This window comes from Pyxidicoccus sp. MSG2 (assembly GCF_026626705.1).
Taxonomy (GTDB): Bacteria; Myxococcota; Myxococcia; order Myxococcales; family Myxococcaceae; genus Myxococcus.
The window spans coordinates 1,477,069-1,496,677 of record NZ_JAPNKC010000001.1; the positions used below are offsets into that span (position 1 = coordinate 1,477,069).

At 70.1% G+C, this 19,609-nt stretch carries 17 protein-coding genes; 8 read left to right on the plus strand and 9 right to left on the minus strand.

Annotation, left to right across the window (positions count from 1 at the left end):
- Positions 1-56: 56 nt before the first annotated feature.
- Positions 57-992, minus strand: coding sequence for a DMT family transporter (locus OV427_RS06060; RefSeq protein WP_267855152.1), 936 nt, complete (start codon positions 990-992; stop codon positions 57-59).
- Positions 989-2,719, minus strand: coding sequence for a polynucleotide adenylyltransferase PcnB (gene pcnB / locus OV427_RS06065; protein ID WP_267855153.1), 1,731 nt, complete (start codon positions 2,717-2,719; stop codon positions 989-991). The genes OV427_RS06060 and pcnB overlap by 4 nt, the downstream gene beginning before the upstream one ends.
- A gap of 693 nt (positions 2,720-3,412) precedes the next feature.
- On the opposite strand from pcnB, the gene OV427_RS06070 reads away from it, so the two are divergent.
- Positions 3,413-4,483 carry a class I SAM-dependent methyltransferase gene (locus tag OV427_RS06070; protein ID WP_267855154.1) on the plus strand — a complete coding sequence of 357 codons (1,071 nt, stop codon included), beginning with the start codon at positions 3,413-3,415 and terminating at the stop codon, positions 4,481-4,483.
- A 16-nt stretch (positions 4,484-4,499) separates the two neighbouring features.
- Here the strand turns inward: OV427_RS06070 and OV427_RS06075 are convergent, their stop codons facing one another.
- The 6 genes from OV427_RS06075 to OV427_RS06100 form a co-directional block, all read right to left on the minus strand.
- A complete protein-coding gene (locus OV427_RS06075) occupies positions 4,500-5,546 on the minus strand; it encodes a phosphatase domain-containing protein (RefSeq protein WP_267855155.1) in 1,047 nt (348 codons plus the stop codon).
- Positions 5,543-6,580 carry a phosphate acyltransferase PlsX gene (gene plsX, locus OV427_RS06080; RefSeq protein ID WP_163996810.1) on the minus strand — a complete coding sequence of 346 codons (1,038 nt, stop codon included), beginning with the start codon at positions 6,578-6,580 and terminating at the stop codon, positions 5,543-5,545. The genes OV427_RS06075 and plsX overlap by 4 nt, the downstream gene beginning before the upstream one ends.
- A 10-nt stretch (positions 6,581-6,590) precedes the next feature.
- Entirely contained in the window at positions 6,591-7,871 is a 1,281-nt protein-coding gene (locus OV427_RS06085) for an MFS transporter (protein ID WP_267863377.1), read from the minus strand.
- A gap of 97 nt (positions 7,872-7,968) precedes the next feature.
- The gene (gene gltC / locus OV427_RS06090; RefSeq protein ID WP_267855156.1) at positions 7,969-10,017 is read right to left on the minus strand and encodes an adventurous gliding motility protein GltC; all 2,049 of its coding nucleotides are present in this window, start codon (positions 10,015-10,017) and stop codon (positions 7,969-7,971) included.
- Positions 10,014-10,796 carry an outer membrane beta-barrel domain-containing protein gene (locus OV427_RS06095; protein WP_267855157.1) on the minus strand — a complete coding sequence of 261 codons (783 nt, stop codon included), beginning with the start codon at positions 10,794-10,796 and terminating at the stop codon, positions 10,014-10,016. Before OV427_RS06095 ends, gltC begins: the two co-directional genes overlap by 4 nt.
- Complete coding sequence (locus OV427_RS06100) at positions 10,793-11,623, minus strand: outer membrane beta-barrel domain-containing protein (protein ID WP_267855158.1); 831 nt, start codon at positions 11,621-11,623, stop codon at positions 10,793-10,795. Before OV427_RS06100 ends, OV427_RS06095 begins: the two co-directional genes overlap by 4 nt.
- A 273-nt stretch (positions 11,624-11,896) precedes the next feature.
- Between OV427_RS06100 and cglC the strand changes: the two genes are divergently transcribed.
- From cglC to OV427_RS06130, 6 genes are all read left to right on the plus strand, one after another.
- Positions 11,897-12,415 carry an adventurous gliding motility lipoprotein CglC gene (cglC, locus tag OV427_RS06105; protein WP_267855159.1) on the plus strand — a complete coding sequence of 173 codons (519 nt, stop codon included), beginning with the start codon at positions 11,897-11,899 and terminating at the stop codon, positions 12,413-12,415.
- 86 nt (positions 12,416-12,501) lie between these two features.
- Positions 12,502-13,938, plus strand: coding sequence for a vWA domain-containing protein (locus OV427_RS06110; RefSeq protein WP_267855160.1), 1,437 nt, complete (start codon positions 12,502-12,504; stop codon positions 13,936-13,938).
- A 182-nt stretch (positions 13,939-14,120) separates the two neighbouring features.
- Complete coding sequence (gene purE / locus OV427_RS06115) at positions 14,121-14,618, plus strand: 5-(carboxyamino)imidazole ribonucleotide mutase (protein WP_267855161.1); 498 nt, start codon at positions 14,121-14,123, stop codon at positions 14,616-14,618.
- Complete coding sequence (gene purK, locus OV427_RS06120) at positions 14,615-15,757, plus strand: 5-(carboxyamino)imidazole ribonucleotide synthase (RefSeq protein WP_267855162.1); 1,143 nt, start codon at positions 14,615-14,617, stop codon at positions 15,755-15,757. The genes purE and purK overlap by 4 nt, the downstream gene beginning before the upstream one ends.
- A gap of 4 nt (positions 15,758-15,761) precedes the next feature.
- Positions 15,762-16,238 (plus strand): Cys-tRNA(Pro) deacylase, encoded by a 477-nt coding sequence (gene ybaK, locus OV427_RS06125; protein WP_267855163.1) that lies wholly within the window; start codon positions 15,762-15,764, stop codon positions 16,236-16,238.
- Positions 16,239-16,313: 75 nt separating this feature from the next.
- Positions 16,314-17,141, plus strand: coding sequence for a hypothetical protein (locus OV427_RS06130; protein ID WP_267855164.1), 828 nt, complete (start codon positions 16,314-16,316; stop codon positions 17,139-17,141).
- Positions 17,142-17,219: 78 nt separating this feature from the next.
- Here OV427_RS06130 and OV427_RS06135 read toward each other — a convergent pair whose 3' ends face one another.
- Positions 17,220-18,248 carry a zinc-binding dehydrogenase gene (locus tag OV427_RS06135; RefSeq protein WP_267855165.1) on the minus strand — a complete coding sequence of 343 codons (1,029 nt, stop codon included), beginning with the start codon at positions 18,246-18,248 and terminating at the stop codon, positions 17,220-17,222.
- A gap of 72 nt (positions 18,249-18,320) precedes the next feature.
- Here OV427_RS06135 and OV427_RS06140 point away from each other — a divergent pair, with 72 nt between their 5' ends.
- Positions 18,321-19,562 carry a hypothetical protein gene (locus tag OV427_RS06140; RefSeq protein ID WP_267855166.1) on the plus strand — a complete coding sequence of 414 codons (1,242 nt, stop codon included), beginning with the start codon at positions 18,321-18,323 and terminating at the stop codon, positions 19,560-19,562.
- Positions 19,563-19,609: the final 47 nt, after the last annotated feature.

The window sequence follows — 19,609 nt, forward strand, 5'->3', positions numbered from 1 at the left end:
GGAGCTGACGCCCGCACTCCCAGGGAACGAGGCGTGCGGGCGGCGGGGCCTGGACGTCAGTCCGCCGCCGGCACCATGTCCGGCGGCGGGGGCTTCTGAAGGGCCTCTTCGCGGGCCATCAGCACCACGCCAACCAGGGCCATGCCTCCACCGAGGAGCTGCACCTGGTCGGGTGTCTCGCTCAGCAGCAGCACGGCCCACAGCGTGGCCAGCACCGGCTCGCCGAGGGCCGCCACCGAGACGAAGGGCGCGGACAGGTGGCGCACGGAGGCGTTGAGCATCGAGTGGCCGATGAGCTGCGGCACCACGGCCAGCCCCACGAGCACCCACCAGGTGCGCGGCGTGAAGCCCGTGAGCGGCGAGTCCACGAAGGCGTGCGTCACCATCAGCGCCACCGCGGCCACCGAGTACACGACGCCCACGTACGTCCCCAGGGACATCGCCTCGCGCACGCGCCGGCCGATGACGAAGTACGCCGCGGCCAGAATCGCGCCCAGCACCGCGAGCATGTCGCCCCAGAGTGACTGTCCTCCCAGCGCGAAGTCCCGCGCGCCGATGAGCACGCTGCCCGCGAGGCACAGGCCGATGGCGCCGAGCCCACGCGGGCCCACGCGCTCGGACAGGGACATCCAGGCGAACAACATCACCCAGACGGGCGTCGTGGTGACGAGCGCCACCGAGCTGGCCACGGTGGTGTACTGCAGGGACGCAATCCACGTCGCGAAGTGCAGCGCCAGGGCCAGCCCGGACAGCACCAGCCAGCCCCACGTGCGTGCGTTGAGCGCGGCCAGCTCGGCGCGGCCTCGCAGCAGCGCCAGGAGCAGCAGCGGAACGGAAGCGAAGGTGAGACGCCACGCGGAGATGGCCAGGGACGGCGCCTCCGCGAAGCGGATGAGCGGAGCGGCCCAGGACACGGCCACCACGCCCAGCACCAGCCCTCCGTAGACCCGGGCCCGTGAAGGGCTCGGAGTCCTCGGAGTCGGAAGGCTCAAGCGTCGCCCGCGTCGGAGCCCGACGCGGACGAACCGGAGGAAGCCCCCTCACCGGAGGCCCCGCCCCCGGAGGGACGACGGCGGCGACGGCGGCGACGGCGCTTGCGCTGGCCTCCGGCGTCGGAGCCCTCGCTGTCGGCGGCATCCGCGCGGGGCGGCGGCACCTCGCCGGACTTCCACGCGTCCAGCTGCTCACGCCCCTCGCTGGTGGCCTCCACCGTCATCTCGAACACGGTGAGCGACTCCTGGAAGAGCGGGTGACGCTTGAAGGCGGCGCTGCGGCGGCGGCGCTCTCCGGACAGCGTGCGCTGGGCCAGCAGCAGCATGCGGCAGCGCTCGGCGATGCGGCGGGGCAGGCGCGCGGACTGCACGAAGCCCGCGAGCAGGTCCTCCACCACGTGCGACACCGACGGGCGGCCACCCTCCTGCGACGAAGCCTGGGCCTGCGACTCGTCCTGGCCCGGCGAGCGGCTGATGGGCATCAGCAGCGTGGCCAGGAGGATGGCGTCGTCCAGCGGCTCGCCCGCGGCGACGCGCCGGTCCAGCGCCTCGGCGAAGGCGTAGAAGGTCTTCTCGCCCTCCTTGCCGTGCTGCTTGAGGTACGCATTCACCGGCGGCAGCAGGATTTTGAGCGCATCCAGCGCGTCCAGCAGCTTGAGGGCCGGAGCGGACACGCCACCGCGGATGAGCCGGAAGGTCTCCTCCAGCAGGCGCGCGGGCGCGCAGCGCGGCAGGTCCTCCACCGCGCCTTCCATGGCCGCGTAGGTGCGCGACTCGATGTCCAGGCCCAGCTTCGCGGCGAAGCGCACGGCGCGGAGGATGCGCACCGGGTCCTCGCGCATGCGAATCTCCGGGTCGCCAATCGTCCGGATGAAGCGCTCGTCCAAATCCCGGCGGCCGCGGACGTAGTCGATGACCCGTCCCTCGGCCACGTCGTAGAAGAGGCCGTTGATGGTGAAGTCGCGGCGGCGCGCGTCCTGCTGCGCGGTGCCGAAGACGTTGTCGTGGGTGATGAGCAGGTCCTCACCGGACGGCTCGCCCTCGTCCTCGCCAGTGTTGACGGGCTCCAGCTCCGTCGGGTTGGCGCGGAAGGTGGAGACCTCGATGATCTTCCCGCCCTTGAAGTAGACGTGCGCCAGCCGGAAGCGCCGGCCGATGAGGCGGCAGTTGCGGAAGATGCCGCGCACCTCGTTGGGCGTCGCGCTGGTGGCGATGTCGAAGTCCTTCGGCTTGCGGCCGAGGAGCAAATCGCGCACGCAGCCGCCGACCATGTACGCCTGATGGCCGTGCTGGTGCAGGCGCAGCACCACCTTGAGGGCGTCCGGGTCCAGCTCGTCGGGGTCGATTTCCGCCGGCTCACCGGTGGGGCGGACGTGGGGCGCGTGCAGCTCGCGCTCGTAGGGGGTGGGCTCGGGCTCGGGCTCGAGGACGGCGGGGACCTGCTCCACCTCCTCGTCGCCACGCTCCGCGGCGTCCGCGGCCTCGGCGGCGGCGAGCACGGCCTCGGCGGACAGGCCGGCCTCGTCGAAGACGCCCTCGGCCTCGTCGTCATCGGCCTCGTCGTCGTCGGCCTCTTCATCCGCGCGGGCGGCCTGGGCAGGCGGCTCGGAGGACTCGGGGGTGGGGGTGGAGGGAATTTCGGTTTCGGAAGGGGCCGCATCGGCGGCCACGGGCTCGGAAGCGCTGGCCCGCTCGGGGGGCGCCGACAGCTCCGGGTTTGAACTCATGGGAACCTCTTGTGCGCCGCGCTCGGAAGTCGCTACCGCCTCGAAGGAGGCAACCTCGCGCGCGTCAATTTCGGGCGCAGGTGGCAGCGTCATGCCGGCAGGCGGCGTTTCAGTCGAATCTCGCGTCATCGCCAATAGACGCCCCCCAGGGGGCGCTTCAAGGGCAGCCGTCTATACCGCATCCACCCGGCCTGGGAGTAGCGAGTGACGACAATGTTGACCGGTGTCACCGGGCCGGAGGGGGCCACCCGGCCCTCGCCGTTCCGTCCTCCCCGGGGGGTAGGCTCTTCCCCGCACCCCCACGGGCGGACGGGCGAAGAATCCCTTCGCGGTGGAACATTCGGGGAGACGTGGAAGGTCATCCTGCTCCGGGCTCGCTCCGGGTACGTCGAAGGGTGGCACACACGTGGCTGACTGGCCTGAAACGCGTGGAAACACCCGTTCTTCCGGGGCACTTTGTCCCGTATCAACACGCCACGCACGTGAAACGTTCTGGAGGCCGCCCGGGCAGCGGGCCGAGGGCCGCTCGGGCAGGGGCCGGGCGGAACCTGCCGCATGGCCGGAGGGCGGGCAGGCAGGCGTGGAGGGCCGTGGCGGCCCCCGGGCGCGGACACGAGGCCCGAGGCCCCGCGCGCTGGTGCTGGCCCTGGCTTGTCCTGGCCTCGCGCTCGGAAAAGGGCCTACCTTCGCGCCATGAAGGTGATCGACTCCCGGTACCTCGCGGATGGAAAGCTCTTCAACCATGGGCAGGAGGCCCGGCTCATCCATGCCGAGGCGCCGGAGGACTTCGAGGCGCTGCTGAGCAACATCCTCGACACCGGCTATTACGACCAGTCGTACTACCGCACCCACAGCGGGCTGCGGGACGCGACCAAGGTCAACCACTTCTGGTTCCTCTCGGAGCTGGTGCGCGAGCTCGCACCGCGCTCCGTGCTCGACCTCGGCTGCGGGCGCGGGGACGTCATCTCGCTGCTGCACCACAAGGGCGTGGACGTGGCCGGCGTGGACTTCAGCGAGGACATCCGCGCCTCCGTCTGGCCCAACATCCGCGACGCCTTCTTCTCCGGAGACATGCGCGAGCGCTGCCGCACCCTGGCCGCCGAGGGCCGCCGCTTCGACACGCTCTGCGGCTTCGACATCTGGGAGCACCTGGCCCCGAGCGCCCTCCACGAATACATCGCCGCCGTCCTGGAGGTCGCCTCGCCAGAGGCCCTCTGCGTCTTCGTCATCCCCGCCTTCGGAGAGGACCGCGTCTTCGGAGAGCAGTTCCCCCTCGAGTTCGAGGAGAACCGCCCCCGCTTCGACGCCCGCGAGCCCTTCGAGTATCTGCTCGCCGAGCACACCTCGCCGGCCATCCCCGCCTCGGGCCACCTCATCTGGGCCCACACGGACTGGTGGGAGCGGCAGTTCGCGCAGCACGGCCTGCACCGGCTGACCGACGTGGAGCGCCGGCTCCACGAGGTGTTCGACCCGTTCTTCCCGCACTCGGTCAAGGCCTTCTACGTACTGGCCCGGGACGCGCGAGCCGGACAGGCGCGGGCGCGGGAAGTCCTGGCCCGGCCGTCCCGGGTGACTCGCGCGCGACTGCTGCCGCGACTCCTCCAGGACGTGAGGGACGGGCAGATGTCGCTCCAGGGCAACGTGTTGCCGATGGTCCGTCAAGGCGCGGTGGAGAACCTGCCTCCGCCCGTCAGGCAGACGTACCGGCAATTGCGCCAGTGGGTCCGGCGACTGGCCACCCTGGCCCGGCCGGGCGGCGCCTGAGGCGGCACGTCGCGCCCTACTCCTCCGTCGGCTTGCCCCGGCCCTTGTGGGTGCGCGGCAGCGCGTGGTGGATGAGCTTCACGTAGTCCACCGCCTGCACCGGCGGCGGAGGCGGCGGCGTGCCCAGCGCGGCCAGGCGCTTGCTGAATGCGGCCAGGATGTCCGGCATCGGCCGCATCGCCGCCAGCAGCTTGTTGGGCCCCTCCAGCGCCTGCGACAGCGCAATCGCCGCCTGCTGCAAGGGCAGCCCGCGCCGCAGCAAATCCTGGAAGGAGTTCGACAGGGTGATGATGTTGTGCCCCGCCGTCTGCACCATCTCCACGGCGATTTTCAGCACCTGCGGCGCCGTCAGGTGCCCGTCCGCCAGCAGCACCAGCGCCGCCTGGAAGTAGTTGAAGATGGGCACCACGCGCGGGCCATAGGCGGAGAACTGCGCGGGCGGCGTCAACCGGTCCAGGTGGATGAAGATGCGCCGCACCGGGTCCGACACCGGAATCTTCTTCCACGCCTCGCGCACCCGCACCTGGTCGTCCGGGTACACCCCGCCCGCCTCCAGCACCTGCGACAGCACCCGCTCGTCCACGCGGCCGGCAATCAGGTCCGCGAACAGCGAGTAGATGAACGCGTCCGCCTCCGCGTCGTCGCCGAAGAGCACCTCCTCGGCCTCCACCGGCGCGTGCACCCGGCTCTCCAGAATCGCCGGCAGCTTGTAGCCCACCTGCCCGCGCAGGGCCCGGAAGCGGCCGCGCAAGAGGTTGCCCACGTTGTCCTTGAGGACGAACTCGTCCCACTTCACGCCGTCCAGCTTGAGCTTCTCCTCCAGCACCGCCCGCATCTGCTTGGGGCTGCCGGAGACGATGCACAGCCGTGAGTCACCCTGCTCCGACAGCTCGCGGATGAGCGCGCTCGCCCCAGGCACCGCCACCTTCTCGTGCGCCTTCTGGAACGCCGTACGCACCAGGTCCCGGAGCGAGTCGAACTCCGTCTGGAGGTACGTCTTGTCCAGGTCCCACCGGTAGATTCGCCGCGGGGGACGCGGGTCGATGCGGTCCGGCAGACTCACTTCTTCAGGCCTTCCCGGATGGCGGTGGTCAGGTTGTTCGCCACCACCTTCGCCGCCACCTTTCCCGCGTTGGCGATGGCCCGCGACTTCGAGCGCCCGTGCGCCTTGATGAAGATCTTGTCGAACCCCAGGATCGGCGCGCCGCCGTACTGGTTCCAGTCGGTGATGTCCTTGATGCGCTGAATCCCGCTGGACAGCATGGCCAGGCCCGCGCGCCAGCGCAGGCTCTCCTTGTAGGCATACTGGGCCAGCTCCACCACCGTCTCGTGGACGCCTTCCAGCATCTTCAGGCACACGTTGCCCACGAAGCCGTCCGTGACGATGACGTCCGCGGTGCCCTTCGGGATGTCGATGCCCTCCACGTTGCCGATGAAGTTGATGTCGTGCATCTCCGACAGCCGCGCGTGCGCCTCCACCACCCGCGGCGGGCCCTTCTGCGGCTCCACGCCGTTGGACAGCAGCGCCACCTTCGGCCGGTCATTCTTGGAGATGATGCGCGCATAGGCCGAGCCCATGACGGCGAACGTCACCAGGTCCTCCGCGTTGGCCTCCACCGTGGCGCCCACGTCGAGGATGAGGGAGAACGGGTCCTCCTTCGCGCCACGCACCGAGCGCGTCGGGTACACCGTGGCCAGCGCGGCGCGGCGCACGCCGGGGATGAGCTGGAAGTGACGGGCGCACGCCAGCACGCCCGCGCCGGTGTTGCCGGCGGACACCAGCGCCTGCGCCTCACCCTCCGCCACCAGCCGCGCGGCCACCGCCACGGAGGCGTTCGGCTTGCGCGCCAGCGCCTCGCCCGGCTTCTCGTCCATGCCGACGAAGTCCGCCGCGTGCTGCACGGAGATGCGCTCGCCGTTGTGCTTCACCTCGGCCAGCGCCTCGTCGATGAGGGTGCGGTCCCCCACCAGGAGCGTGTGGATGTGGGGGGACTCCAGCGACAACATCGCCGCGCCCCGGACCACTTCCGCGGGACCGTGGTCCGTCCCCATGACATCGAAGGCAATCGTCACCGGCTGCGGCTGCGTCCCCACCATGGCCTCCATCTTAGGACCTTTGCTCGGCCCCCGCGCCTGCCATTCTCGCCTGGGCCACCAGCGACAGCGCCAGCAGTCCCGCTCCCGCCACCATCACCGCCGCCGTCCCGTACGGCGCCGCCGGCCCCAGCCGGGTGAAGAGCCACCCGCCCAGCGCCGGCCCCACAATCCGCCCCAGCGAGCCGAAGGCCTGGTACGCCCCCAGCACCGCGCCCAGCCGCTCCGGCGGGGCATGAACAGATACCAGGGCGGACAGACACGGGTTCACCAGCGCCGAGCCCACCGCCAACAACCCCATGACGGGGAAGAGCCACGCATAACTGGGAGCCACCGGCAGCAGCGCCAGCCCCGCGGCCGTGAGCCCGAAGCCCACCGCGGCCACCGGGGCCTCGCGCCCGGGCCTGCCCTCTCCCCCGCCCACCAGCCGCCGCACCAGCCCCCCCTGCACCAGCGCCGACAGCACGCCCACCACGGCGAAGAGCCAGCCCGCCCGCAGGCTCGCCTCGCGCAGCACCGCCGCGTCCGGCAGCGCCGCCTGCAGGAACAGCCCGCCCTGGAGCGGCACCGGCCCCGACGAGAGGAAGCGCGTCAGCAGGTACACCGAGAATGTCCCCTCCATCTGCGCGAAGGCGGTGGTGAACACCAGCACCAGCACCAGGCACCGCCCCACCACCGGCAGGTGCATGGCCAGCGACGCGCCCTTCAGTGTGCGCGCGTGCCCTTCCGAGCTGCCCGGTGCCCGCGACTCGGGCAGGAAGAAGAAGGTGCACACGAGGTTGAGCGCCACCAGCCCCGCCGCGAAGAGGCCGATGGCGAGGTTGCCTCCCCATGCGCCCAGGAAGCCGCCCAGCGCCGGCCCCAGCACGAAGCCCAGCCCGAAGGCCGCGCCGATGACGCCCATGCCCCGGGCCCTGTCCTTCGGTGGGGTGATGTCCGCCACCACCGCCTGCGCGGTGGAGATGTTGCCCCCGGATATCCCGTCGATGATGCGCGCCAGGAACAGCAGCGGCAGCGAGTGGGCGAAGGCGAACAACACGTAGCCCGCCAGCGAGCCCACCTGGCTGAGCAGCAGCACCGGCCGCCGGCCGTACCTGTCGCTCAAGCGGCCCAGCACCGGGGCGGCCACCAGCTGCATCAGCGAAAAGATGGAGATCAGCAGCCCCACCGTGAACGGTGAGGCGCCGAACTTCACCCCGTACACGCCCAGCTGCGGAATCAGGATGCCGAACCCGATGAGGTCCAGCGTGACGATTCCGAAGACGACGCGCAGTGACGCCGCCCGCCTCACCACCAGGAACACCTTCCTTCCAAAAACGAAACCGCCGAGAGCGCGGAACATAGCGCCCCCGGCGGTGGGTAGGGTGGAGAAGTACCCGTTGTGAAGCGGCCTACATCGCCTCGGCGGACTGGACGTTCCGGTTCGCCGTGTCGCGCTCGATGCAGCCCTTCGTCAGCGTGTACTGGTACGTGCCCAGCTCGTCGCGCCAGTACTCGCCCTCGTACGGCCAGTAGAGCTGGTCGTCGGAGACGGCCACCGAGTACTTGTACTTCTTGACGATGGCCGTGCGGCCGCCCGCCTTGAGCTGCTCCTCGAGGAACTCCTTCTCCTTCGTCGTCGTCTCGAACTTGATGCGCAGGCCGTTGGCCAGCAGCTGCTTGAGCGCGACGAGCTCCGTCTCCAGTTTGCCCTTGGCCATGATGCCGGCCTTGGAGATGAGCGCGGTGCGCTGGACCTTGAGGCCCTCCAGCAGCGTCTTGCTCAAGTCGGAGTACTTGAAGGTGTCCGCCCGGTTCGCGAAGGCGTCCATCTCTCCCTCCAGCTCGAGGATGGAGTCGTTCGTCTTGCGCAGGTCCTGGTCGGTGAGGGCGAGACGGAGGATGCGCTCCAGGATGACGTCCGTCTCGTTCTTCTCCAGGCCTTCCTTGTTCTTCTTCTGCACCTCGGCGAGCACCGAGTAGTACTCCCCGGCGTCCATGTTCTTCTTCACCAGCGCCTCGAGCTGGTCATGCACCGGCAGGTATGTGCGCTCGAAGTCCTGGAGGATGAGGTTGGACTCCCGGTAGCGGCAGTTCTCGTAATAGATGACCGCCTTCAGGATGAGCGCCTCGGGGAAGTACTCCTCGCGGAAGAAGGGCGACGAGAGGGTAATCAGGTTGCCCAGCGCCTGCTCGTACTGGCCCACGCGGTAGTTGGCCCAGGAGGCCTCGAAGAGGGACTCCAGCCACTGCGTGTTACCCCGCTCCACCTTGCCCAAATAGAAGAGGGCGTAGCGGTTCTGCTGCATGCCGTAGTGCGTGCGGGCCAATTGCATGAAGGCCAGCTCGCGCAGGGACTTGTCCAGCTTCGCCTGCTCGGCGGACTTGCCGGGCATGGGACGGGTGAGGCGGATGACCTCCTTCATCGCTTCCACGGAGGCCAGCATCTCCCCGTTGCCGCGCTTGGAGGCCGCGTCCTTCTGGCGGCTGCCGTTGCGGAAGGCGGACAGGCCCTCCAGGTACTTCGCGCGCGGGAAGAACGGGTCATTGCGCGGGATGCTCAGGGCCAGGCGCTTCACTTCCTCGAAGCTCTTGTCCGCGTCCGCCGGCTGGCCCACCTGGTCCAGCGCGCGGCCGCGCACGAAGTGGTAGCGCGCCAGGAGGTAGCGGAACTCGTTCCGGTACTTCTCCGGGAACTCCTGGTTCGCGTGGCGGGCAATCTCGTCGAGGATGACCGTCTCGTTCTTCGTCTTGCGGCTGATGAAGAAGAGCCACTCCAGGCTCGTCTTGAAGAACTTGGTGGACGGGCCCAGGGCGAGCAGCTTGGAGAACTCACCCAGGGACGAGTGGTACATGCCCATGCGGTAGAGCGACTTGGCGAGGACGTAGCGCGCCTCGGTGTGCAGGCCCGCCAGCTTCGCGTCCGCGAGCAGCTCGTGCGCGGACATGGCGGCCTTCTCGTACTCGTCGTTCTTGAAGAGGTTGACCGCGATGTCCAGGCGCTGGCGGTCCGCCGTCTTGCCGGACACGTCCACCGCGTCGAAGGACATGGTGGGCGCCGTCTGCTTGGGCGCCTCCTGCGTCAGGTCCAGCCCCAGCCCACCGGTGGAGGCACCGGACGCGGGGGTGGACGCGGAGGCCGGCGGCGCGGCCGGGGTCGGCGCGGGAGCGGGCGTGGACGCCGCGGGCGCGGCCACGGCGGGAGCGGACTCGGCGGCCGGCGTCTCGGTGGAGGCGGCGGCGTCCTCCTCCGGCGGAGGCGTCGTCTTGGTCGACTTGCCCCCACGCGTCTTGCGCGTGGTGGTGGTCTTCTTCTTCTTGCTGGGGGCGGAGCCGCGCTTCTTCTTCTTGGACGCGGCGCCGAGGTCCAGGCCCTCGAAGTTCTGGGCGAAGCTGGGGGCCGTCCAGGCGAGCGCGAGCCCGAGGACGGCGAGACGGATGAGCCGGAAGGAGCGAATCATGACTCGGAGCCGTTGAGGAAGAAGAAGGACACACCCAGCTCGAACATCAGCTGGTTGCGCAGGTAGTTGTCGGTGGTGCGGCTCTTCTCCACGTAGATGAGGTCACGCACCTCGGTGCGCAGCGTCACCCAGCGGTTGAAGAAGAAGCGCGCGCCGACACCCAGGTTGCCGCCGCCGGTCATGTAGTTCTTCGCGCCGGTGGGCGTGGACAGCTCCGGGCCGCGGTACTGCACCGCGGAGGCGCCCACGACACCGTACAGGTCGAAGCTGACGAACTTCTCCGCCAGCAGCGACAGCTTCCCGTAGATGGGCGCCCACTGGACGTCCGCGCCGGCCAGCAGCTTGAGCTGGCCGGGGGCCTGCCCGTCGAGCTGGTTCATGGTGGGCGAGCCGCACCCACGCGTGGCGCCGCCGTCGGTGCCGTCGGTGAAGGTGCAGATCTGCGCCGCGCCGGCCACGGTGTTGAGCGCGTAGCCCAGGCGCAGGCCGACGCCCAGCGTCTCCAGCGGGTGGTAGGTGAGCGTGCCGCCGAAGATGTACTTGCTGAAGAAGGCGTCGCGCAGCGACACCGAGGCGGACGGGCTGAACTCGAAGCGCCCCTTCTTGAGGAACAGGTGCCCGGAGACGGGGCGCACGCGCTCGCGCAGCGGCCCGAGCCGGTCCTTGTCCACCTCGGAGACGTCGCCGGCCTCCTCCTCCTCCTTGGAGGAGGACTGGGCGTGGCCCAGCGCGGGCACCACGAGGCACAGCGCCAGGAGCAGACGGAGGGTCCACTTCATTCCGCGTCCCTCCCCGTCGAGCTGAACGGCAGGAACAGCGAGATGCCGGCGTTGAGGGTCATCATGTTCTGGATGGCGCCCTTGCTGCTGCCCAGGGGCTGATCCACGTAGGAGGTGTTGATGAGGGCCACGTTCACGGCCAGGTAGTCCTTGGCCACGAAGCGCATGCCCAGGCCCAGGTCGGCGGCCGGGTTGAGGCCGCGGTCGGGCAGCGCGGACGTCTCCGTCCGCACCACGCCGGCGCCCGCCAGCAGGTAACCGTCGAAGTGGAGGATGGAGTTGAGGAACGCCACCTTGCCGTACAGCGGGCTCCACTCCAGGTCACCCATCGCGGACCACTCGGGCACCGAGTTGTAGATCTTGCTGTTGAAGGTGCGCTTGGCCGTCCGCACGTCGTCGGAGGGCACCACCTGCATCACCGACGCGCGGCCGGCGATGGCGAGCGTGTCCGCCAGGTACCAGGCGCCGCGCAAGGACGCGCCCACCTTGGAGTAGAACGGATCATTCACCGAGATGCTGACGAGCGGCGTCAGCTCGAAGCGACCCTTCTTTCGGTAGACCTTGCGCTGGACGCTCTTCACCCGGTCCTCCTGGGTGATGTCGGTCAGCGGTGCGATGGCCTCGGGCTCTGGAGTCTCCTCCGCGGTGGCGGCCACGGCGGGCGTGGCTTCCTCCGCGGGCGGTGCAGCGGGTGGGTCCTCGGAAGAAGGGGACGGCGCGGCAGGAGACTCTTCCTTCGTCAGGTCGAGTCCCATGCCTTCCTGGCTCTGCGCGGGCGCCAGGGAGGGCACCAGACACAGGGCGAGCAGCAACGTGGGGCGGTTCAAATCCGGAGGCTCCGTGAAGGGAGGGGGGCGTAACTGCCACCGGGGGTACAGCGCGACTCTCGGTTTCCGCATCCTATCGGTCGCATTCCCAACCATCAACCATGCCGCGCACGCCTGGTTACCCTGTATCCCTCCGGTATTCCTTCACATTTCCACTGGCTCAGACCGTGGTACGGGGGCGTTGGCGCAAGAGGGTGCTGTGCTACCCTTCCCTGCGCTGTCGCGGGTCCAGAGGTCCCGCGCCCCTCCCCCCTGCTTAGAGGTGTCATGAAGATGTCCGTGCGAACCGCCCTCCTGATGTCCGCCGCGCTGCTTCTGGGTGGCTGCGAGGTCAGCAGCGAAATCGGCAAGGAGTGCACCCTGGTGCGCAAGGCGAGCCCCGAGGAGGAGCAGGAGTTCGGCCGCAAGTTCATGCCCATCCTCGAGAAGGAAGTGGCCCCGAAGCAGGACTTCATCTCCTTCGGCTCCATCGAGTGCGAGGACCTCATCTGCGTGCGCGACGCGGCCTTCCCCCGCGCCACCAACGAGGACGGCTCGGTGAACCCGAACGCCGAGGCCAAGGGCTACTGCAGCAAGGAGTGCGTGGAAGGCTCCAACGCGTGCGAGGTGAAGGACACCAGCGGCGTGCTGGAGGGGCTGCCGGAGCGCATGGGTTGCCGGGCCCTCCTGTTGGATCAGGACACGCTGGATGCCCTGCGCTCCTCGGACGAGGGCTTCTACCGGCGGACGTTCGGCGAGAACAACTCGCCCTTCTTCTGCGCGGGCGCCCCGGTGGCACAGTCGGGCAACTGAACTTTTTCCGGCGCGGGGGGTAGACCTTTTCCCCCGCTTCGTTCGTAAAGGCAGGGCCCGCGTCGTTTGCGCCAGGAGCCCTGCCCATGAACCGAACGGTCCTCTTCCTCAGCCTCGCCGGTGGCCTCGCCCTCACCGCCCTGGTGCTGGGGCTGCCGCAGCTGGGAGTGGTGAAGCCCCCGCAGCCTCCGGTCCCCGTGGTGGTGGTGACGCCCCCGGTGCCCCCCACCCCGCCCCAGCCCGTGACGGCGACGCCCGGCTCGCTCACCATGACGAGCCGCCTGTCGCACCCCTACATCCCCGCGGGCACCTCCGAGGTCTTCGCCACGGTGGACCTGACGGGCGCCGAGGTGCCGGGGGCGAAGCGCAGCGCGGTGAACCTGGCGCTGGTCATCGACCGCTCGGGCTCCATGAGCGGCTACAAGCTGGCCCAGGCGAAGCAGGCCGCGCGGCACCTCGTGAGCCTGCTGCGTGACGAGGACCGGCTGGCCATCATCCACTACGGCTCGGACGTGAAGAGCCTGCCGTCCTTGCAGGCCACGCCCGGCAACCGGGAGCGGATGCTCCAGTACGTGGACGGCATCTGGGACGAGGGCGGCACCAACATCGGCGCGGGCCTGTCCGCGGGCCGCTTCCAGCTCGCCTCGGCGCAGGGGCACTTCAACGTCAACCGCCTCATCCTGATGAGCGACGGCCAGCCCACCGAGGGCATCACCGACGACGAGGGCCTGACGCAGCAGGCGCGGGAGCTGCGCGCCGCCGGCATCACCCTGAGCGCCATCGGCGTGGGCACCGACTTCAACGAGGACCTGATGCAGGCGTTCGCCGAGTACGGCGCGGGCGCGTACGGCTTCCTCGAGGACGCGGGGCAACTGGCCACCCTCTTCCAGAAGGATTTGCAGCAGGCGACGACTTCCGTGGCGCGCGACGTGACGCTGACCTTCACCCTGCCCCCGGGCACGTCCCTGGGCGAGGTGCTGGGCTACCGCGCCAGCCAGTCCGGCAACATCGTCAGCGTGGCGCTGCCGGACTTCTCCGCGGGCCAGTTGGAGCGCGTGGTGGTGCGGCTGAACGTCACGGATGACACGGTGGGCCACACGGCGCGCGTGACGGATTTGAAGCTGGCCTACACGGACCTCATCCGCAACGTGGGCGTGGAGAACGCGGCCACGCTGTCCTCGGTGGTGACGGACCGCCGCGAGGAGGTGCTGGCCCGGCAGGACAAGGAGGCCACGGTGTACGCGGCCCGGGCGCGCAGCGCGGTCAACATGCAGAAGGCCGCCGAGGCGCTGCGCGGGGGCCGCAAGGACGAGGCGAAGGTCTACCTCCAGCAGAACCAGGCCCTCTTCCACGAGGCCAGCGCCGTGTCCGGCGCCGCCGCGGTGGCCGCCGACGTGGCCGAGCAGCAGGCCACCATGGATGAGTACGACGGCGCGGACAACGACGAGGAGACGCGCTCGGCCGTCAAGCGCAGCAAGGTCAAGGCCTTGAAGAGCTTCGGCAAGGTGGGCTCGACGTACTGAAGCCCCGCGCCAGCGGGGTGGGGCTCTGGAGCCCGCGCGCCGGGCGGGCAGGGAAACGGGCGGGGCGGACGTCCACTGGCGGACCGCCTCACCTTCCGTGTTGACCGACGGAATCCCCCCGCCCTATCTCCGCGTTTCCTCCGCCTTCGGCCGGAGAGAGCGCACGGAGGCGCGCACACCACATGGCGAGTACGATTCCCCCCTGGGTCGGGGTCATCATGGGCGGCAGGAGCGATTTGGAGTACCTGCAGCCCGCCGTGGACATCCTCAAGGAGCTGGGAATCCCCCATGAGGTGCGCGTGGTGTCCGCCCACCGGACGCCCGACTGGATGATGGAGTACGCGTCCACCGCGGAGTCGCGCGGCCTGTCCGTCATCATCGCCGCGGCGGGAGGGGCCGCCCACCTGCCCGGCATGGTGTCCAGCAAGACGCTGCTGCCCGTCATCGGCGTGCCCATGCCCACCACGCTGCTCAGCGGGCTGGATGCGCTGCTCTCCATCGTCCAGATGCCCAAGGGCGTGCCCGTCGGCACGCAGGCCATCGGCAAGCCGGGCGCCGCCAACGCGGCCCTGCACGCCGCCGCCATCCTGTGCCTGAAGTACCCGGAACTGCGCGAGCGGCTCGCGGCCTGGCGCAAGGCGCGCACCGACGAGGTGCTGGCGCACCGGGAGATTTCATGAAGTCGCGCGTGGTGCTGCCCGGAGGGACGATTGGCATCCTCGGCGGCGGCCAGCTCGGGCGGATGATGGCGCTGGCGGCGCGCACGCTGGGCTTCCAGGTGCAGGCGCTGGATCCGGACGCCACCTGCCCCGCCCTCTCGGTGGTGGACCGCTGCATCACCGCGTCCTTCTCCGACACCGCCGCCGCCGAGGAACTGGCACGCGGCTGTGACACGGTGACGCTCGAAATCGAGAAGGTCTCCCTGGCCACGCTCGAAGCGGTGGCCCGCCACGCTCCCATGCGCCCGGGCGCGGACGTGCTGCGCATCGTCCAGCACCGAGGCCGTCAGAAGGGGTGGCTCGCGAAGGGCGGCTTCCCGCTGGGCCCGTGGCGAGAGGCGCACTCCGAGCAGGAGCTGTCCGAGGCGATTCAAGCGCTGGGCGGCCGCTGCTTCGTGAAGTCCAGCGAGGGCGGCTACGACGGCCGGGGCCAGTGGGAGGTGAAGTCCGCCTCCGAGGCCGCGACGGCGTGGAAGGAGCTGGGCGAGCGCTCCGTGGTGGTGGAGGCCGCGCTCGACCTGAAGTCCGAGCTGTCCGTGCTGGTGGCGCGCAGCCCGAAGGGCGAGACGGCGGTGTACCCGCCCGCGTACAACCACCACGAAGAGCGCATCCTCGCGTGGTCGCTCCTGCCGGGCCCGCTGCCGCCGCAGGTGTCGGCGCAGGCCACGGAGCTGGCGCGCGCCATCACCGAGTCGCTCCAGGTGGAGGGGCTGCTGGTGGTGGAGATGTTCCTGCTGGGCGACGGCAGCCTGCTCGTCAACGAGGTGGCACCGCGTCCGCACAACAGCTTCCACTCGACGGAAGTGGCGTGCCTCACCTCGCAGTTCGAGCAGGCGGTGCGCGCGGCGTGCAACCTCCCGCTGGGCTCGGTGGAGGTGGTGCGCCCCGCGGCCATCGTCAACCTGCTGGGGGACTTGTGGCTGAAGGAGGGTGGCCCGCGCTTCGAGCAGGCGCTGGCCATGCCCGGCGTCCGGCTGCACCTGTATGGCAAGCGGGACGCGCGCAAGGGCCGGAAGATGGGGCACCTGTCCGCGGTGGGCACCACGCCCGAGGACGCGCTCGCACGCGTGAAGGCCGCGGCCACCGCCCTGGGGATGTGACGCCGTGAAGACGAACGCCGCCCGCATCCTGGACTCGCTCGGCGTGAAGTACGAGCTGCGCGACTACGAGGTGGACCCGGACGACTTGTCCGCGGAGTCGGTGGCCGCGAAGGTGGGCATGCCCGCCGAGCAGGTCTTCAAGACGCTGGTGGCGCGCGGCGACCGCACCGGCGTGCTGATGGCGGTGGTGCCCGGCAACGCGGAGCTGGACTTGAAGGCGCTGGCGCGGCTCACCGGCGACCGCAAGGTGGACACCGTGCCGCTCAAGGAGTTGCAGCCGCTGACGGGCTACGTGCGCGGTGGCTGCACGGCCATTGGCGGCAAGAAGGACTACCCCGTCTTCGTCGACGAGACGATGGAGCTGTTCGACGTGGTGGCGGTGTCTGCCGGCGTGCGCGGCACGCAGCTCGTCCTCACGCCCGCGGACTACCTGCGGGTGACGAAGGCGAAGACGGGCCCCATCTCCCGCGACAAGGCCTGAATCGGAAGCTCCAGCGACGCCTCTGACCGGGTGAGCCCCTGCTTGCCACTCGAGCGGCGAGTAGGATGACGCTCCATGGAAACCCTCCTGCTGTGGATTGCGCTTGCGCTTCCCCCGGTGGTTTCGAGCCAGGCGAGCTCCGGAGTGAGCGCGGTATCGGGTGCCGTCGAGATCAGGTCGATTTCACCGCTGGGCGTCGATGTGAATCGCGGCCTCGTTGGCCTCAAGATCGTTTCGACCGCGAAGGCATACACGGAGCAGGACAGCTCGAGCGAACGAGAGGAACGCATCGAGCCCACGCGTTGCCGCTACGCGGGCATGAACAAGACGCCGTTCGACGGCGTGACGCTCGCACTCCTGCACGCCGCGGCGGACGACGAAGAGTCGTGGGAGGTCTATGCGCCCGCGTACGATGGCTCGAAATGTACGGCGCCTGGCGTGTCCAAGGCGCGCCTCGCCCAGGCCAAGGCTGCGTTTGCCAAAGCGAACATGACCCTGGGCAAGGAGGTCGGGTTCGCGGCAACGCCGGACGCCAGTGGGCAATTGTCCCTGAAGATCGGCGACCGCACGGTCGTGGTTCGGACGAGCCAGGCAGTCTACGACTGCGACGCCGAGGCGCATCCAGCGAAGGTCAAGGCGTCGCGCTGCGAAGAAGCGAACGACCAGATCCTCTCCGTGACTTTCACGGTCGACGGAAAGGCGTTCTACGAGTTCTGGGACAGCTACAGGGCCATCCATGCAGGCAGTGCCGAGTTCGAAGTGCTGGGCGCTTTCGTGAGTGGCACGAAGGTCCTCTTTCTCCAGCGCTTCAAGACCGAAAGCGGCATGGAGGGCCCCTCTTCGGCGGATACCATCATCAGCATCTCGCCGGTCCTCGACCTGGCCTTCGTCCTCGCCCGCTGAAGAAGCCCTTCCAATGACAGCCCTGCGCGGACAGGTGCCCCTCGCCACGAGGCCGTGCTTGTCACGCTGAAGGCCCGCCTACGCCGAGGCGCCCTGCCCCGGCACGAAGAGCACCTTGCCCGCCGTCATGTCCGAGCAGGCGATGCGCACCGCATCGCCCGCAGACTCCAGCGGCAGGCGTGCGCGCACGGGGGTCTCCAGCACGCGGCCCACCAGCGCGGGCACGGCCATGCCCGCCTTGAGCTTCTCGCGCCCGAAGCCCTGACGGCCCCAGCGCTCCATCCAGAAGCCCTCCACCTTCTTGCCGCCGAAGATGAACTCGCCCGGGTGGATGCGGCACTCCTGCTCGGACAGCAGGCCGTGGACGATGAGGGTGCCGCCATCGGGCATCGCGTGCAGCAACTGCCCGGTGAGCTTCCCGCCCACCGCGTCGAAGGCGAGCGACACCTTCAGCTCGTGGCAGATGAGGCGCAGCCGCTCCTCGAACTCGGGCTCGTGGCTGCTCAGCACGTGCTCGGCGCCGAGCTTCTTCAACAGCTCCACCTGCTCCGGCCGCCCCACCACGTGCACCATGGGCACCTTCGCACGCAGGGCCAGCGCGAGCAGCATCCGCCCCATGGAGCTCGCGGCCGCCGTCTGCGCCAGCGCCACGTGCCCGCCCTCCCTCGCGCGCTCCATCAGCGCCCACGCGGTGAAGGGGTTGACGAAGAGACTCGCGCCCTGCTCGTCGGTGATGTGCGAGCGCAGGGGCATGACCTGCGGCAGCCCCACCACCGCGTACTCCGCCCACAGCCCGTCACCCTCGGCGGGAGCCACGCAGGCCACGCGCCGGCCCACCAGCAGCTTGCCGGTGACGCCGCCGGCCGCCACCACCGTGCCGCTGCCCTCGAAGCCCGGCACCGCGGGCAGCGGCTTCTTCACCCCGTACAGGCCCCGGACGAACAGCATGTCCGACGGGTTGATGGGAGACGCCGCCACGCGCACCAGCACCTGGCTGGACGTGGGCTTCGGCACGGGGCGCGTCTGCACCTGGAGCGACGTCGGCCGCCCGTCGTAGGCGGTGAGGACCAACGCTCGCATCGTCTCGGGAACGGGAGGGGTGCTCATCCGGAAGACCTTTTTATTCTTCCGCGCGTGAAAGGGGGAATTCCCAGCCCGACCCAACTCCGTGGGGTGTCGATGAGCGCCACCATTCTACAATTCCACCACCGCGAAGCCTTCGAGCGGACCGTCACGCGAGCCCTCGCCGCGGGCGCCGGGGCGGGACTGGTGCACCTGGCCACCCTGCGCGTGGGGCTGCCGCTGCCGCTGGCGTGGCTGGTGCCCGCCGCCGTGGTGCTGGCGTGCGCGCAGGGAGACCGGTGGGACCGCATCCTCCTGGGGGGCCTGGGGCTGCTGCTCACCGCGATTCCATACGCGCTGGGCATGGCACCCGGGTGGACGGTGGCGTGCAGCGCGGCGGCGGCGGGGGCGCTGCTGGTGCGCGCGCGGCTCAGCGAGCGCGGTGAGAAGGGACAGGTGGCGGAGGTGCGCCCCACCCTCGTGCACTTCGGCCTGGGCGCGAGCCTGAGCGTGGGGCTCACCCTGGCCGGCCTCGAGGTGGCGCGCGTCTTCTCCGCGCGCCTGGCGGACCTGGCCACGCCGGCGCTGCTGGGGGCGGGCGTGACGGGCGGCATCCTCGGGCTCTTCGTGGGGCTGAGCGCGGTGGCTGCCCACCTGGGGTTGTCCGCGGACCCCGTGGAGGCGCGCGCGGAGGAGCTGCTTCCGAAGCTGTCGGGTGACTTCCGCACCCTGTCCGAGCGGGCCCTGTCGCTGTACCGGCAATGTGGCCAGTCGCTGGCCCTGCTGCCGCGTGAGCCCGCTCGCGAGGAGCTGGCCCGCACGCTGGCACGCATCACCCGCGACGCGGTGGAGCTGGCGTCCGAGTGGGCTGGAGTGGAGGCGCAATTGGAGGAGCGCGCCCAGGCGGAGCTGCAGGCCGAGCGTGAGGATCTGGAGCGCAGCGCCCGCGCCAGCACGGACGCGGTGGCGCGGCGGCAACTGGAGCTGGCCGCGGCCTCGCTGGCGGAGGAGGTGGCGCACCTGGGTGAGCTGAAGGGGCGCCGCGAGCGCATCGTCGCCCGGCTGCGCGCCGAGGTCGCCCTGCTGGAGCGGGCCCGCGTGGCGCTGCTGTCGTTGCGCAGCGGACAGGCCCAGCTCAAGGCCGCGGAGCTGTCCGCCCTGGCCCGCCGCTTCCGCTCCCTTTCTTCCGTTCAGTGGGAGGAAGGCCAGGCCCTGGACGCCGTCGCCACCCAGGCCGCGCTGTCGGTGACGGCTCCAGTGTCCACTACTGGGGGAGAGCCGCTACCGGCCGTTTCCCCCCTGCCCTCTGAGGAAGAACCCTTGAATTCCGGAGGGTTGGAGCGGGTCCGGGAGTCCTGAGGGGCCGACTGGCTGGCCGGGGAGGCGGGGACGAGAGGGCCCCGCGT